14 protein-coding genes are annotated in these 17,006 nt (G+C 33.0%); all 14 read right to left on the minus strand.

Features of this window, described 5'->3' with window-relative positions:
• Positions 1-50 precede the first annotated feature (50 nt).
• Positions 51-1,097: a histidinol-phosphate transaminase gene (hisC, locus tag ACXGSQ_RS13335; protein WP_458626648.1), complete on the minus strand. Its 1,047-nt coding sequence runs from the start codon at positions 1,095-1,097 to the stop codon at positions 51-53.
• 56 nt (positions 1,098-1,153) lie between these two features.
• Positions 1,154-2,443 carry a histidinol dehydrogenase gene (gene hisD / locus ACXGSQ_RS13340; RefSeq protein ID WP_458626649.1) on the minus strand — a complete coding sequence of 430 codons (1,290 nt, stop codon included), beginning with the start codon at positions 2,441-2,443 and terminating at the stop codon, positions 1,154-1,156.
• Positions 2,444-2,489: 46 nt separating this feature from the next.
• Positions 2,490-3,347, minus strand: a complete 858-nt coding sequence (hisG, locus tag ACXGSQ_RS13345) for an ATP phosphoribosyltransferase (protein WP_458626650.1) — start codon at positions 3,345-3,347, stop codon at positions 2,490-2,492.
• Between the two features lie 267 nt (positions 3,348-3,614).
• Positions 3,615-4,430, minus strand: coding sequence for a prohibitin family protein (locus ACXGSQ_RS13350; RefSeq protein ID WP_458626651.1), 816 nt, complete (start codon positions 4,428-4,430; stop codon positions 3,615-3,617).
• A 10-nt stretch (positions 4,431-4,440) separates the two neighbouring features.
• Complete coding sequence (locus tag ACXGSQ_RS13355; protein WP_458626652.1) at positions 4,441-6,474, minus strand: vWA domain-containing protein; 2,034 nt, start codon at positions 6,472-6,474, stop codon at positions 4,441-4,443.
• 50 nt (positions 6,475-6,524) lie between these two features.
• The gene (gene fabG / locus ACXGSQ_RS13360) at positions 6,525-7,271 is read right to left on the minus strand and encodes a 3-oxoacyl-[acyl-carrier-protein] reductase (RefSeq protein ID WP_458626653.1); all 747 of its coding nucleotides are present in this window, start codon (positions 7,269-7,271) and stop codon (positions 6,525-6,527) included.
• 202 nt (positions 7,272-7,473) lie between these two features.
• Positions 7,474-10,446 (minus strand): M16 family metallopeptidase, encoded by a 2,973-nt coding sequence (locus ACXGSQ_RS13365; RefSeq protein ID WP_458626654.1) that lies wholly within the window; start codon positions 10,444-10,446, stop codon positions 7,474-7,476.
• Positions 10,447-10,558: 112 nt separating this feature from the next.
• Positions 10,559-11,431, minus strand: coding sequence for a succinate--CoA ligase subunit alpha (gene sucD / locus ACXGSQ_RS13370; protein ID WP_458626655.1), 873 nt, complete (start codon positions 11,429-11,431; stop codon positions 10,559-10,561).
• Between the two features lie 76 nt (positions 11,432-11,507).
• Positions 11,508-11,918 (minus strand): nuclear transport factor 2 family protein, encoded by a 411-nt coding sequence (locus ACXGSQ_RS13375; protein ID WP_458626656.1) that lies wholly within the window; start codon positions 11,916-11,918, stop codon positions 11,508-11,510.
• On the minus strand, positions 11,918-12,853 hold the full coding sequence (locus ACXGSQ_RS13380) for a UDP-3-O-(3-hydroxymyristoyl)glucosamine N-acyltransferase (RefSeq protein WP_458626657.1): 936 nt from the start codon (positions 12,851-12,853) through the stop codon (positions 11,918-11,920). The genes ACXGSQ_RS13375 and ACXGSQ_RS13380 overlap by 1 nt, the downstream gene beginning before the upstream one ends.
• 82 nt (positions 12,854-12,935) lie before the next feature.
• Positions 12,936-13,502, minus strand: coding sequence for an elongation factor P (gene efp, locus ACXGSQ_RS13385; protein ID WP_458626658.1), 567 nt, complete (start codon positions 13,500-13,502; stop codon positions 12,936-12,938).
• 92 nt (positions 13,503-13,594) lie between these two features.
• Positions 13,595-14,380: an acyl-ACP--UDP-N-acetylglucosamine O-acyltransferase gene (gene lpxA / locus ACXGSQ_RS13390; protein WP_458626659.1), complete on the minus strand. Its 786-nt coding sequence runs from the start codon at positions 14,378-14,380 to the stop codon at positions 13,595-13,597.
• A 167-nt stretch (positions 14,381-14,547) separates the two neighbouring features.
• Positions 14,548-15,954 (minus strand): bifunctional UDP-3-O-[3-hydroxymyristoyl] N-acetylglucosamine deacetylase/3-hydroxyacyl-ACP dehydratase, encoded by a 1,407-nt coding sequence (locus ACXGSQ_RS13395; protein WP_458626660.1) that lies wholly within the window; start codon positions 15,952-15,954, stop codon positions 14,548-14,550.
• Entirely contained in the window at positions 15,941-16,969 is a 1,029-nt protein-coding gene (gene lpxD, locus ACXGSQ_RS13400; RefSeq protein ID WP_458626661.1) for a UDP-3-O-(3-hydroxymyristoyl)glucosamine N-acyltransferase, read from the minus strand. The genes ACXGSQ_RS13395 and lpxD overlap by 14 nt, the downstream gene beginning before the upstream one ends.
• Positions 16,970-17,006 lie beyond the last annotated feature (37 nt).

The raw sequence follows: 17,006 nt of genomic DNA on the forward strand, positions 1-17,006 counted from the left end.
GAATCTGTTTTTATTAAACTTCTTTTAATACCTACAAGGTTTTGAAAACCTTACAGGTTATTTAATGCTTGAATTAATTTTTCATTCTCCGCTTCCGTGCCTACTGAAAATCGCAAGCAGTTGTCGCATAATGGCTGATTCGTTCTATTTCTCACCACAATGCCCAGCGCCACCAATTGCTGATAGCGTTTATTAGCATCATCTACTTTAGCTAGGATGAAATTGGCATCAGAAGGATACACTGTTTCTATAAAACGAATAGACTTTAATGCTTTTCTCAATTTTTTCCTTTCTGTGATAATCATTTTCACCTCATTATCAACAGCATTCATAGCGTTTAAACGCTCTAAAGCTTTATCTTGAGAGAGTTGATTAATATTATACGGTGGTTTTATTTTATTTAATACTGAAATAATTTCTTGCGACGCGTAGCAGATACCTAAACGAATTCCGGCTAAACCATACGCTTTAGACAAGGTTTGTGTGATTATTAAATTCGGAAATTCATCCAAGCGACTTAACCAACTTTCTTTTTTTGAAAAATCAATATAAGCTTCATCAATCACCACAATACCTTGAAATTCATTAATTAATTCCTCAATTCTTTTAGCTTCAAAACTATTGGCTGTTGGATTATTTGGAGAACACAAAAACAACAGTTTAGTATGTGAATGCGCGGCACGTGATATCTCGTCAAAATTTGGCTGAAAATCCCTAGTTAAAAGAATTTCAATATTTTCAACCGCATTAAGATTTGCTAAAACACTATACATACCATATGTTGGTGGTAATGTGATAACCTTATCGCGATTAGGTTCACAAAACGCTCTAAATATTAAATCTAAAACTTCATCACTTCCATTTCCTAGTAAAATTTGGCTCGTTGGAACACCTTTTAATTCAGACAAACGCGCTTTTACATTAGTTTGTTGAGGATCTGGATACCGATTCACATCGGTATTAAAAGGATTCTCGTTAGCATCAATAAAAACCATGCCATCAGTGATGTCCTTATATTCATCTCGTGCTGAGGAATATGGCTTGATGGTTTTTATGTTTTCTCTTATGAAATTATTTAAGTTGAAATTTTTCTTCATTTTAATTGCTTCTCGATATAATTTCTCGTTCCTCGAAATCACTCGAAGTGACGATCTTACTCATTTATTAAATCTTTTAATCTTAAGCTTACCGCATTTTTATGTGCCTGTAACCCTTCTGCTTCTGCCATTAATTCAATAGCGTTTCCAATGTTTTGAATACCTTCTTTTGATATTTTCTGAAAGGTCATACTCTTTTGAAAGCTATCTAAATTAACTCCAGAATAGGCTTTTGAAAACCCGTTAGTTGGTAAGGTATGATTGGTTCCTGAGGCATAATCGCCCGCACTTTCTGGTGTGTAATTCCCGATAAACACAGAACCGGCATTGCTAATGTTATCTACAAAGAAATCATTGTCCGTTGTTGCCACAATAAAATGTTCCGGACCGTATGCATTAATAAGCTCTAACGCTGTTGCATTAGAATCCACCACGATAGATTTTGAATTTGAAATTGCTTTTTCTGCCATAGTTTTTCTTGGTAAAACAGCCAATTGCTTTTCCACTTCTGATGAAACCTTATCCGCAAATGCTTTAGATGTGCTTACCAAAATCACTTGACTATCACTACCGTGTTCTGCCTGACTTAATAAATCTGAAGCCACATAAGCCGCATTTGCCGATTCATCTGCCATGACCAATAATTCACTCGGGCCAGCTGGCATATCTATAGCAACACCATATTTTGTTGCTAATTGTTTTGCTACGGTTACAAACTGGTTACCAGGACCAAAAATCTTGTAAACTTGCGGAATGGTTTCTGTACCGAACGTTAAACCTGCAACAGCCTGTATGCCACCAACTTTTATGATTTTAGTAACGCCACAAAGATTTGCTGCGTATAAAATTTCATTAGCTATTTTTCCTTCTTTATTTGGAGGCGAACAAAGCACAATCTCCTTACAGCCTGCAATTTGAGCAGGAACCACTAACATTAAAACAGTAGAAAACAAAGGAGCTGTTCCGCCTGGAATGTATAAACCCACTTTTTGAATTGGTCGTTTTTCTTGCCAGCACTCTACACCAGCCATGGTTTCTACAAAAACTTTATCCGTTTTTTGAGCACAGTGAAATTTTTCAATATTCGTTTTTGCTAGTTGAATGGCCGCTTTTAAATCGTCATTTACAAGTTTTGAAGCTTGTTCTATTTCTGATTTTGAAACTATATTATTCTCAAGTGCTACTCCATCGAACTTCGTCGTGTATTTTTTTATAGCCTTATCACCGTCTTCTTTGACCTTTTTGAATATCTCGTCAACAGTAGCTTCAATCACTTCCACGGATTTAGTTGGTCGTTGTAAAAGCTCTAACCAACTCGATTTATCTGGATTATTGTATAATTTCATTTCACCTCTTAATTTAATGAGTAATTTGATGCTCTAATATATTCTATTAAAGCACCATATTTTCGATTGGACAAACTAAAATGCCTTCTGCACCATTCGCTTTTAATTCATCAATAATATTCCAAAAATCATTTTTGTCTATTACAGAGTGCATTGAACTCCAGCCTTCCCTAGCTAGTGGTAAAATCGATGGACTATTCATTCCTGGTAGAATTCTTATAATCTCATCAAGTTTATTATTTGGTGCATTTAATAGAATGTATTTGCTCTCTCTTCCTTTTAAAACTGATTTTAATCGGAATTGAAGTTTATCTATTAAAGCTTGATTTTCTTCAGAAATCATAGGTGAAGTCGCCAACACAGCTTCTGAAGTTAATAAGACTTCAATCTCTTTTAAACCATTTTTAAATAAGGTACTTCCACTAGAAACAATATCACAGATACCATCTGCCAATCCTATGTTTGGCGCAATTTCAACAGAACCATTAATGATGTGTAAGTTGGCTTTTAGTCCTGCTTTTTCTAAAAATTGATTCACCGTATTTGGATACGATGTTGCAATGCGTTTGCCATCTAAATCTTTTAAACTTTTTGCTTTTGATGATTTTGGAACTGCGATAGAAACTTTACATTTTGAAAACCCCAAACGTTCCACAATGGTTAAATCATTTCCTTTTTCTATCAACACATTCTCGCCTATAATAGCAGCATCAACCACACCATCTCTAAGGTATTGTGGAATATCACCATTTCTAAGGTAAAACACTTCTAAAGGGAAATTTCGTGCTGAAGCTTTTAGTTGATCTTTTCCGTTATCTACAGAAATACCAATCTCCTTTAAAATTCTCATGGAATCTTCATTAAGACGACCCGATTTTTGTACTGCAATTTTTAATTTACTCATAATTAAGTTTTATAATGTCTAAGACTTCAATTGCGTTTAAAAAACAAAAAACCCGCTTGAAGTTCTCAAACGGGTTTTTAAAATATATTTTGAATTTATTCAATACACTTTCACCTCGCTTGAGCGATTATATGAAAATGATGATGTAATTGAATAAGAGTCATGTTCTTTATGTTGCTACAAATATTGTTAATTTAAATTTACTAATCCTAATTTTAATTCAAAGAATATAAATTTTTAACAAATTAATAGTATTTGCTTCTTTAATTATTGATTTCCTAAAATAATCGGTAGGCCACTATCTCCAGAACCAATAATAATCGTTTTACTATTTGGTGATTCTGAAAGTTTTACTGTAGCTTCAATACCTTTATCCTGAAGAATTTTGTCTGTTAAAGATGCACTTAGAATTCTATTTGATTCGGCTTTACCTTGTGCTTCAATAATTACTTTCTCAGCCTCTTTTCTTGCACTTTCAAGTCTAAATTCATACTCTAATGATTCTTGCTCTTGCTTTAATTTACGCTCAATTGCTTCCTTAATCGTAGAAGGCAACGTCACGTCTCTAATTAAAATATCATTTAATTGAATAAACTGTGGTTCAACAATTTTTTTAGTCTCCTCAAAAATCTCTTCTTGAATGGCATCTCTTTTACTAGAGTATAATTGTTCTGGCGTATATCGACCAACAACACTTCTTGCTGCACTTCTAATCGCTGGTTGAAGTACACGGCTTAAGTAATCTTCACCTTTTTGGTTATGTAACTTCCCTAAGCTTTTAACATCGGGTTGATACAAAATAGAAGCATCAAGTTTAATATCTAAACCATTAGACGATAATACCGCCATTTTTTCTGCAACTTCTTGCTGACGTGTTTCATAATCAATTACGCGATTCCATGGAGCAATAACATGAAACCCTGGACCTAATGGCGCTTTTTCTGGGTCTACACCTCCACTAAGTGTTTCGTATAAAACTCCAGCATGACCAGAATCTAGTGTAACAGCAGACTTTGCTAAAACTATGATTAAAAGTACAACTCCAATTAAAATCGGTAATCCAATCTTAGGTAATTTCTCCATTTCTTTATTTTTAAATTAATCCGTTATATTTTCTAATAAACCACTCAACAAATAGACTTAAAACTATTAAACCAAGTAGATATTTCCAATCTATCAAAGGTACGATATTTTTAGTGCTTTTCTGAATGGTTTTATAACGATTATCACTTAATAATCGGTCTATTAACTCATTTGCCTGCGAAGTAAAATAGGCGGCTCCATTACTGTTTTTAGCAATTATTTTTAATTTTGAAATATCTGCATTTAAGAATTGTTGTTCTACATTGTATTCTATAATTTGAAAGCTTCCTGAGGCAGCAATAGATTCTGAGTTGTGTTTTATTGTAAAATCATATAATCCAGCGTTGATGCCGCTTAAATCTACTGTATAATTCCCATTATTTAACAATAGTGGTACTTCCCTAATGCTTTCATCTTCTTTATTTTTTAGCACAATACTTAATGAAGCGGTATTGTCAAACTCATAATTTTTATTAAAATATTGAGCTGAAATAATAACGTCATCATTGCCATTATAAAATGACTTATAATCGACATTAAGACGTTTTCGTTTTTTATTAGAACTTAAGTATTGAACCAATTTATTTAAAAATTCGTCAAATTCATTAAAACTATTAGTATTAATAAAGGCTTGTGCTCTCCAACGCCAAATATCTTCTCCGTTTAAAATAGCATGCTTGGTTGCATTTGTTTCAAATGTAGCCAGCATAATATCTTCAGTAGTTATTCCGTTTACGGCTTTATATAACAGGATGTCATGTGGGACTGAAATCTTGAGTGCTCCAAACTCTGATTTTAACGGTGGAAAAGTATTAAAATCTAAATTTTCGACAATGAATGTTCCGTAATTTCTATTTAAACTTGGTTGAAAGTTTTCAGTTTGATTGGTTATGGTTTGCTTTAAATAGTCTTGCGTTTGCTGTATTAGATTCCAGTTGGTAGTTGTCCCTGAAATAATAAAAGTGTTACTTTTTTGTTCCTTAATCGCTTTTAAAACCGAATTAAAGCGATTATTGGGCTGATACAATATAATCAATTGAAAATCATTAATTTTACCTAAAACATCTTTTGGTTTTACAATTGAAACCTTACGTTGTTCATTACTTTCAATCGCTTTCTTAAGTGCTCCCAAATCGGGATGCATTCTATCGTAAACTATTGCGATATTTGTTTTTTGATCAATAACTTCTACACCAAAATTTTTAGTGTTGTTGACCTTATTCTTTTCATTCTCTAAAGCCACCAATTCAACACGATAGGTTTTTACACCAACACTATTTGCTGTCAAAGCTGTTGAAATAATTTCAGAGGATTTTAAGGCATTAAACTCAAGTGCTTTTCTAAACACTACAGTATTACCAGACCATATTTTTAGTTCTGTAATTATAGTTTCGTTTCCTGTATAATTCGCGATAATTTCAACAGGAAATTTATTTTTTAAATACACATAACGATTCACATTTAACTGTTTAATACTTAAATCTGAATGTATGGTAGAATCCCCAAGAATAATAGGATAAATAGATTGTTTTATTCCTTTAGCGATATAACTATAATCTGAGCCATAGGTTTGATTACCATCAGTCAATACTACAATTGGTGCCGTTTGATTGGCGTACACGTCACCAAATTGTTTTAAAGCTAATGCTAAATTTGATTGGTGCTCTTTAAAGTTTAAGCTATCTAATGTGTTGACTGATTTCCCAAAACTATAGGGCTGAATATTAAAACGGTCATTTAACTCTGAATTATTGGTTAATACCCCAAGAATTTCCTTTGCGTTTTCATCTTGTTGTAAATAAGAAACAGATTCTGAATTATCTACAGCAACTACTAACGTCGGTTTTTCATCAAAATAAGTAAAGGATTCGAATTTTGGATTAATCAGTAATAATAAAATGCCAAATATTGAAATTGCTCTAAGCGCGGTGAGCAGGTATTTTAACTTTGACTTTAATTTCGATTTATACAAATACTGAAACAGCGCTAATAAAAGCGCTGTAATTGCAGCAATTGTTATGTATATAATTGTTAGTTTATCCATTAAAATCTCGACAAATATCATAAGATTCTTGCCTTCGCAAGAATGATTGTTTAAGTCAACATACCTCCATCAACATTAAGCGTCTGTCCTGTTACATAAGCACTTAAGTCACTCGCTAAAAACACACAAGCATTAGCAATATCTTCTGGCGTACCTCCTCTTTTTAAAGGAATGGCGCTTCTCCAACCTTTTACGGTTTCTTCATCAAGCTTAGCTGTCATTTCGGTTTCAATAAAACCTGGTGCGATGACGTTACTTCTAATATTACGAGAGCCTAATTCTAAAGCTACAGACTTAGAAAACCCAATGATTCCGGCTTTAGATGCTGCGTAGTTTGTTTGTCCTGCATTACCTTTTACACCAACAACAGAACTCATATTAATGATAGAGCCTTTACGTTGTTTCAACATGGTGCGTTGAACAGCCTTAGTCATGTTAAAAACCGATTTTAGGTTCACTTCTATAACTTTATCAAAATCTGCTTCACCCATTCTCATTAAGAGATTATCTTTTGTGATACCGGCATTATTGACCAAAATATCGATAGCCCCAAATTCAGCTAAAACATCTTCAGCTAATTTCTGAGATTCATCGAAACTAGCGGCATTGCTTTGGTAACCTTTAGCTTTCACCCCTAATGAATTTAACTCTTTTTCTAATGCGTTAGCAGCCTCTACAGAAGAACTATAAGTAAATGCAACATTAGCTCCATGCTGTGCAAAAACTTCTGCAATTCCTTTTCCTATTCCTCTACTTGCTCCTGTAATTATGGCTGTTTTTCCTTCTAAAAGTTTCATAATCTATATGTTTGGTTAGTTATTTTAAAGTTAGTGTTTATACTGACTTTTAATTAAATAGTCTTCTCTATACTAATTATCATTTTAAGGGTCTTTTGAACCGTTTCAAATATACCAATTACAAATTGTATGAAATAAAAAAAACCTCATATTTTAACATAAATATGAGGTTTAATTTTACAACTATTTTAAACGTATTGTCCTATTGCTTTAACGTTTCAGGTTGATTGTAGTTAAAAAGAAAATCAATATCCATTTCTCTTATCGTTCCTAACTTACTTAAGGCTTCAAAATCCATATCTTTTTTATTTCCAATAACCATAACATTATACTTTTTACCTTTTATGTTATTATTAAAAAATGTTTTTAGATCTTCCATAGTCATGTTATTAATAGCATCATAAATTTCTTTACGGTTGTCATTATCAATACCACGTTTTTTCAAACCTTCATAGGTCCAGAAAATATTAGATTTAGTAATACGTTCTGAAGCAATTTTCTTTAATGTTGCTTCTTTTGCTTGATTAAATTGATCTTCTGCCTCTGGCATATTGGTCATTAATTCCATCATAGCATTTACAGCTTGTTCTAATTTATTAGCTTGTGTCCCTACATAAGCCATAGTGTAATCTGGTTGTCCAGCCTCACGAGCATTATTATAACTTGAAAAAGCAGAATATGCTAAAGATTTAGATTCTCTAATTTCTTGAAATACAATAGAAGATAAGCCACTACCAAAGTATGTATTAAACAATTCTGATGCTGCCATTTTCTGAGGACTAAATTCTTCACCTTTAGCCAACAATAAAATTTCACTTTGTACCATATCGTAATCTACAAAATAGACATTACCCCCAGTTTCAAGATTTGTATACACCGTTTTTTCAGGATAATCTAATAGCGTTTCAGGAATCTTGTGATGTGTATTTAATGCTAATTTAGCTTCATCCACTGCATTACCATAATAAAAGATACGTTGCTTATACGCGCGCATTTCTTTTATTTTGTTTACTAATTCTGTTGGATTCATAGCTTTTAATTCTCGCTGAGAGTAAATATTTCTTAACCTTGAATTTTCACCATATTGACCGTAATTCATTAAGCCATTCCAAAAAATATTTCCTTTTTGAGTTTTACCATCTTCTCTATCTTTTAAAATACTCTCAACATATTTATCGTAAGCTTCTTGATTTGGCTCGGCGTTATTCCATAAGTGTTCTAAAAGTGTTAAACCAGCATCTAAATTTTCTTTAAGACCAGAAATTCCGATGTATGTTTTATCACTAGATGAGTATACATTGTAGCTTATTCCTATTTTATAAAACTCTTGTTTTAATTGTTCTGGTGTGTATTTGTCAGTACCTAAATAATCTAAATAACCAGCTGCTAAAGAAACCATACGATCGTTATCTTGTCCCATATCAAAAATGATATTTAAATTAAAGATATCGTTGTTAGGATTTTCTACGTAAGACACTTTAAGCCCATTATCTGTTTCAGTCTCTTTGATAGCCGTTTTATAATCAATAAATTGCGGTTTCAAATCAGGAGAAACCATAGCGCTTAAAGACTTCATGAATTCAGATTCTTTACCTCTGTTGAGTTCTATTGGTGTAATTCCTGGGTTTTCAACTTTTACAATTGAAGTATCCTCTCCTTTTAGTTTATGTACTTCTACATAGTTATTTCCATAAAAAGAATTCGCAAAGTCAACCACTTCTTGCTTTGTGATTTTTTTCATTTCATCTAACATTTTCAAACGATCGTTCCAGTTTTGTTCTCCAATGAAAGCATCTAAATAAGCGTATGCTGTTGCAGATCCATTTTCATATTCTCTAATTTGAGATAAACGCATATCATTGATTACAGCTTCTAACAACCAATCTTCAAATTCTCCTTTTTTAATTTTATCGACTTGCTCCAGCAAAAGATCTTTTACTTCGTCTAAAGATTGATTTGCTTTTGGCGAACCATAGAGTAAGTGAAAACCATAGTCATTATCAAAATTTGTAAAAGAAGATGCATTTTGCACCATTTGCTTCTGATTAAGATTTAAGTCAATTAAACCCGCTTGGGAGTTTGCCAACATATAATCTACTAATTTTAATAACATTTCTTGGTTAGATCCTTTTCCCTCTGATCTAAAAGCAACATATACCGATTCAGCTGTTGGGCCTAAGACTTCTTTCTTAACTGGTGCTGTAATTGGTGCTAATTCTGGGAATGTAGGGTGAGTTACTTCTTTTTTCTCATAACTACCAAAAGCATCATTTACTTTTTTGATAGTCGTATCAAAATCTAAATCACCAACCATGATAACGGCCATATTATTTGGTACATAATACTTATCAAAATAAGCATTAATAGCCTCCATAGATGGATTTTTTAAATGTTCAGAAACTCCAATGGTAGATTGCGTTCCGTAAGGGTGTGTTGGAAACAAACCTTGGAGCGTTGCAAAGTACTGCTTACGTCCATCATTATCTTGTCCTCTATTAAATTCCTCATAAACCGCTTCTAATTCTGTATGAAACAAGCGTAATACGAGTTTACTAAAACGCTCACTTTCTATTTTTAACCATTTATCCACTTCATTAGAAGGGATTTTGTTAACATATACAGTTTGTTCATTAGATGTGAAAGCATTTGTACCTTCAGACCCTAATGAATTAACCATTTTATCATATTCGTTAGCAATTGAAAGTTTAGAAGCTTCTAGAGAGACTTCATCAATCTTTTTATAAATTGCTTTTTTCTTTTCTGGATCTTGTTCTTTTTTATGTTCTTCGTATAAATCTGAAATCTGCTTGATGAGTTTAGACTCTTCTTCATAATTTGTAGTTCCAAATTTATCTGTCCCTTTAAAAACCATGTGCTCTAAATAATGAGCCAACCCAGTATTATCTGCAGGATCATAAGTGGAACCTGCCCTAACAGCGATAAGGGTTTGAATTTTTGGTTCTTCATCATTCTTACCCAAATAAACTTTAAGACCATTGTCTAAAGTGTAAAGTCGCAAACCTGTTGGATCGTTAGCTACGGTTTCATATTTAAATCCATTAGCATCTTGATTGGTTTCTACGGCATAAGCCATTTTTTTGTCATTGTTTTCGGTTTTACAACCAAAAACAGCTGCTACCATAAGTAGCAGTAATACTGTTTTAATGTTTTTCATTTTTTGATTTTAGTTGATTTTAGTTGATTAAATAGAATAAAAAAATCCATTAGCTAAAAATATAGCTAATGGATTAATAACGTAAGGTTTTTGATTATATTTTAACAGAATTTTATCCTAAAACTTCTGCAACTTTTTTACCTATTTCTGCAGGAGAATCTACGACATGAATTCCGCATTCTCTCATAATCTTCTTTTTAGCTTGAGCTGTATCATCACTACCACCAACAATAGCGCCAGCATGTCCCATTGTACGACCTGCAGGAGCTGTTTCACCAGCAATAAAGCCAATTACAGGTTTTTTACTTCCACTTTGTTTGTACCAATGTGCAGCATCGGCTTCTAATTGACCTCCAATTTCACCAATCATAACTACAGCTTCTGTTTCTGGGTCATTGATTAATAACTCAACAGCTTCTTTAGTGGTTGTTCCAATAATTGGATCTCCACCTATTCCAATAGCAGTTGTAATTCCTAATCCTTGTTTTACAACTTGATCAGCTGCTTCATAAGTTAAAGTACCAGATTTAGAAACGATACCAACATTACCTTTTTTGAAAACAAAACCTGGCATAATACCAACTTTAGCTTCACCTGGAGTAATTACACCAGGACAGTTAGGACCTATTAAACGACACGCTTTATCTTTGATATAGTTAGACGCTTTAATCATATCTGCTACAGGAATACCTTCTGTAATTGTAATAATCACTTTAATACCAGCATCAGCAGCTTCCATAATAGCATCAGCAGCAAAAGCTGGTGGCACGAAAATAATTGTAGTATCTGCGCCAACTTTTTCTACAGCTTCAGAAACGGTGTTAAAAACAGGCTTGTCTAAATGCGTCTGACCACCTTTACCAGGAGTTACACCTCCAACGACATTTGTACCATATTCAATCATTTGTTCAGCGTGAAATGTACCTTCACTACCTGTAAAACCTTGAACTATAATCTTAGAATTCTTATTAACTAAAACGCTCATTTGATATTGTTGATTTTAAGTTTTATGTATTTCGTTATGCAAAAATAAGAGATTTTAAACGCAAAAGCGACCTCTTTTATAATTTTATTTCTTTGTATGATTCTTTACTTTTTTTATCGTTTTCATCAGCTTGATGGCTGATTTCAAAACCACGATATAATTTACCATCTCTTACCTCCCAAATCGTAGAAAAATGCGCAATTGATGTTTCTGCATCTGGGGTTTCTATAGTTGAACCAAATAGTGTATGTCTTGTTGTTACAAAAACATCTGCTGTTATAAAATGGGTGAATTCAAACCGCAAACTGTTGTAAGACTGTCTTGTGCCTTCAAAAAACATTTCAATATCATTATATTTGAGTAATGTAACCCCTTGACTGCTTGTCCAGTGTAATTCACAATCCTTATGAAAATGTTTCGAAACCAAAGCAACATCATTTGCTAGGTCTGCTTCATAAAAGGCTTTGACAACTTCTTTTGCTGACATTATAGTTTTTTTAATTTTTGAAGGATTTCAGGAATTCTCTTAACATAAGCCATTTCTTTAAACATGGTTCTGGCATCTTGAGCAGGACTACCAAAATACGTCTTACCTTCTTCTGTAGTATGTCCTAAACCAGATTGTGCATATAACACGGTGCCTTTGGCAATTGTGATTCCACTTTTAACTCCCACTTGTCCCCAAATCGTCACATTATCTTCAACAACTACACAACCAGCAATTCCAGTTTGCGAGGCTATTAAACATTTCTTTCCAATTATGGTATCATGACCAATTTGAATCTGATTATCTAACTTTGAACCTTCACCTATAGTGGTATCTCCTGTAACCCCTCTATCAATGGTACAAAGCGCTCCAATATCTACGTGATCTTCAATAATAACTCTACCTCCAGATTTCAATTGATCGTAACCTTCTGGTCTGTTTTTATAATAAAACGCACTTGCCCCTAAAACCGTTCCTGCGTGAATGGTTACATGGTCTCCAATGACAGCGTCATCATAGATACTAACATTAGCATGAATAACACAGTTTTTACCAATTTTTACATTATTTCCTATAAAACAATTGGGTTGAATAACAGTACCTTCACCTATAATGGCGTCACTTGCAATGGCACTAGTTGAAGCTTTAAAAGGCTTAAAATGCTCTGTAATTTTATTAAAATCTCTAAATGGATCATCTGAAATAAGAAGTGCTTTTCCTTCAGGGCAAGGCACATCTTTATTAATTAAAACAATAGTTGCTGCAGACGCTAAGGCTTTATCGTAATATTTAGGATGATCTACAAAAACAATATCTCCAGGTTCTACCACATGAATTTCATTGATCCCTAAGATTTCAAAATCTTCAGCACCTCTAAATTCACAATCAATCAAGGATGAAATTTGTTTTAATGTATGTGGTTTTGGGAATTTCATTTCTCAGTATTCAGTATGCAGTCTTCAGCAGGCAGTTTTCAGAAATTTACTGCAAACTGAAGACTGTAAACTGGCATCTTATTTAATCTTTAATTCGTTCTTTGTAAGTGCCTTTGTCGGTTTCCACTTTAATCTTATCACCTTCATTAATAAATAAAGGAACGTTAACCTCTGCACCAGTTTCAACAGTTGCTGGTTTAGTTGCGTTAGTTGCTGTGTTTCCTTTTACACCAGGTTCAGTAGCTGTAACTTCTAATATTACAGAAGCTGGTAAATCTACCGAAAGTGGCATATTATCTTCCGTATTAATTTGAATAGTTACAATTTCTCCTTCTTTCATTAAATCTGGTCTGTCTAATGCAGACTCTAGTAATCTAATTTGTGTGTAATCCGATTCATTCATAAAATGATAGAATTCGCCATCATTGTATAAATATTGAAATTTATGTGTTTCAACACGTACATCTTCAATTTTATGACCAGCAGAAAATGTATTATCTAGAACTTTACCTGTAGTAACACTTTTCATTTTAGTTCTTACGAATGCAGGACCTTTTCCTGGTTTTACATGAAGAAACTCTACAATTTTATATATATCATTATTATATCTTATACATAATCCATTTCTAATATCTGAAGTAGTTGCCATTATTTTAGTGTTAGTCGTTAATTTATAGTCTTATATATCTTTAGTCATGCAAAGCACACTATTTGTTTTTTGTTGTCTAAAGTTTGAATTTCTTAATTCGATTTAAAGTAGCCTTTCATAATTCCACGATGCGAATTCTTAATAAATTGAAGAATTTCATCACGTTCTGGAGTGGCTTCCATTTCGGCTTCAATTAAATCTGAAGCCTGAGTATTATTATAATTTTTTTGATAAAGTATTCTGTAGATGTTCTGAATTTCTCTAATTTTTTCGGAAGTATAGCCTCTACGTCTTAAACCAACAGAATTGATTCCGACATAAGATAAAGGCTCACGAGCCGCTTTTACAAACGGAGGCACATCTTTTCTCACCAAATATCCACCTGTTACAAAGGCATGATTTCCGATAGAACAAAATTGATGAACAGCTGTCATTCCTGCTAAAACAACATAATCACCTACATTAATATGTCCGGCTAAAGTACTATTGTTAGAAAATATACAGTTGTTACCAACAATACAGTCATGTGCAATGTGACAATAGGCCATAATAAGACAATTGTTTCCAATAACTGTTTTCATTTTATCTGTTGTACCTCTATTAATGGTTACACACTCCCTAATGGTCACATTATCGCCAATTTCGACAGTAGTATCTTCATCATTATATTTTAAATCTTGAGGAACAGCTGAAATTACAGCACCTGGAAAAATATTACAATTTTTTCCAATTCGAGCACCTTCCATAATGGTTACATTACTTCCAATCCAAGTACCTTCTCCAATCTTTACATTATTATGAATCGTTGTAAAAGGCTCTATAACTACATTCTTTGCAATCTTTGCTCCAGGATGTACGTATGCTAACGGTTGGTTCATTTTTCTAATTTTTATTTTAATAAAGCGGCAAAAATGTGTTCGCTATTGAACTTAACATACGCTTTTTCAACAATGAGATTTTGCTCGTTTTATTTTTTTAATTTTATACTTTGAAGTAAAACTAGGAAGCTTCTTAATTTCAATAACCAGGAGCTCAATCACTAATTTTACTTAACTTTTGATATTTGTGCCATCAATTCTGCTTCTGCGCATAATTTACCATTAGCATAGGCGTAACCTTGCATATGACAAATTCCTCTTCTAATCGGAGAAATTAACGAACATTTAAATATTAATGTATCCCCAGGAACCACCTTTTGTTTAAATTTTACATTATCCATTTTCATAAAGAATGTTAAATAATTTTCTGGGTCAGGAACGGTGCTTAATACCAATATTCCACCAGTCTGTGCCATAGCTTCGACAATTAAAACACCAGGCATTACCGGAGCACCAGGAAAATGACCTTTAAAAAACTCCTCGTTCATAGTCACATTCTTCATTCCGATAACATGGTTATCAGACAATTCATAAACCTTATCTAATAATAAGAAAGGCTGTCTGTGTGGCAACATATCCATAATTTGATTAACGTCCATTAAAGGCACTGCATTCAAATCTATTTGAGGAACATTGTTACGTCTTTCGTTCTTTATCAATTTAGACATTTTTTTTGCAAACTGAGTGTTTACAAAATGCCCTGGTTTATTGGCTATAACTTTACCTCTTATGCGTGTACCAATTAAAGCTAAGTCGCCAACAACATCTAATAATTTATGACGTGCTGCCTCGTTAGGATGATGCAATGTAAGATTATCTAAAATTCCATTAGGTTTAACCGCAATATTATCTTTATTAAACGCTACTCTTAATTTCTCCATAGTTTCTGGAGACAATTCTTTATCTACATAAACAATAGCATTATTTAAGTCACCACCTTTTATTAGTCCATGCTCTAAAAGCATTTCAATCTCGTGTAAAAAACTAAAGGTTCTAGCGTCTGCAATCTCTGATTTAAAATCTGAGACTTTATTTAATGTCGCATTTTGAGTACCTAAAACTTTGGTACCAAAGTCTACCATAGTCGTAATTTGATAAGAACTAGAAGGCATTAATATTATTTCGCTTCCAGTTTCTTCATCGCAATAAGATACAACCTGTGTCACTTCATATTCTTCCCTAAAAGCATCTTGTTCTACAATACCAGCTTTTTCTAATGCCTCCACAAAGAATTTAGAAGAGCCGTCCATTATTGGTGGTTCAGAAGCATCTAGTTCTATAATAGCGTTGTCTATATCTAAGCCTACTAAAGCAGCTAAGACATGTTCACAGGTTTGTATAGTTACTCCATTTCTCTCTAAACACGTACCCCGTTGTGTATTTGTAACGTAATTAGCATCTGCTTCTATTTTAGGATTGCCTTCAAGGTCAATTCTAACAAATACAAATCCTGAATTCTCTAAACCAGGTTTAAATACTAATTTAACATCTGCACCAGTATGAAGTCCTACACCTGTAAGGGTGACTTCCTTTTCAATGGTTTTTTGTCTCGTTTCCGTTTTAATTATTGCCATCTACTTTTTTTTCTAATTCATTAATAGTTTTTACGAGTTTTGGTAAATTTTTAAAATAAACATACGATTTATTCCAATCGGAATACCCAAAAGAAGGCGAACCTTGTAAAACCTCGTTATCTTTTACATTTCTTCCTATACCAGATTGCGCTTGCACTTTTACATTGTCTCCAATAATTAAATGTCCTGCAATGCCTACTTGTCCTCCGATTTGACAATGTTCTCCAATTTTTGTTGAACCCGCTACTCCTGATTGAGCAGCTATAACCGTATTTTTTCCAATTTCAACATTATGAGCAATCTGTATTTGATTATCTAACTTTACACCAGTTCTTATAATGGTAGAACCGATTGTTGCTCTATCTATGGTTGTCCCTGCACCGACATCTACATAATCTTCTAAAATAACATTCCCTGTTTGTGGGATTTTAGTGTAACCACCAGCTTTATTTGGCGCAAAACCAAAACCATCGGCCCCTATTATAGCTCCAGAATTAATCACACAATTATTTCCTAGAATACAGTCCGAATAAACCTTAGCTCCAGGATATATAATTGAATTATCTCCTATTTTCACATTATCTCCAACATAAGCGTTTGGATAAATTTTTACATTATCTCCAATGTCTACATTATTACCAATATAAGCAAAAGCACCGATATAAATATGATCTGGAACTTTAACGGTCTCTGAAATAAAACAAGGTTGTTCTATACCCGATTTATTTGATTTTATACGATCGTAATATTCTAACAACTTAGAAAAACCTTCATAAGCATCTTCAACTTTAATAAGTGTTGTAGAAATCGGTTTTTCAGGTTTAAAATCTGCATTTACAATAGTTATGGATGCTTCTGTGGTATATATATAAGGTGTGTATTTTAGATTTGATAAAAATGTTAATGAGCCTTGCGTTCCTTCTTCAATTTTAGAAAGTTTAAAAACTTCAATATTAGAGTCACCAACAACTGTTCCTTCTAAAATATCTGCGATTTGTTTTGCTGTAAATTTCAATGATTAGATTTTAAAGTCATGTTGCTTTCCGCAAAAA

This window comes from Winogradskyella sp. PC D3.3 (genome assembly GCF_054366245.1).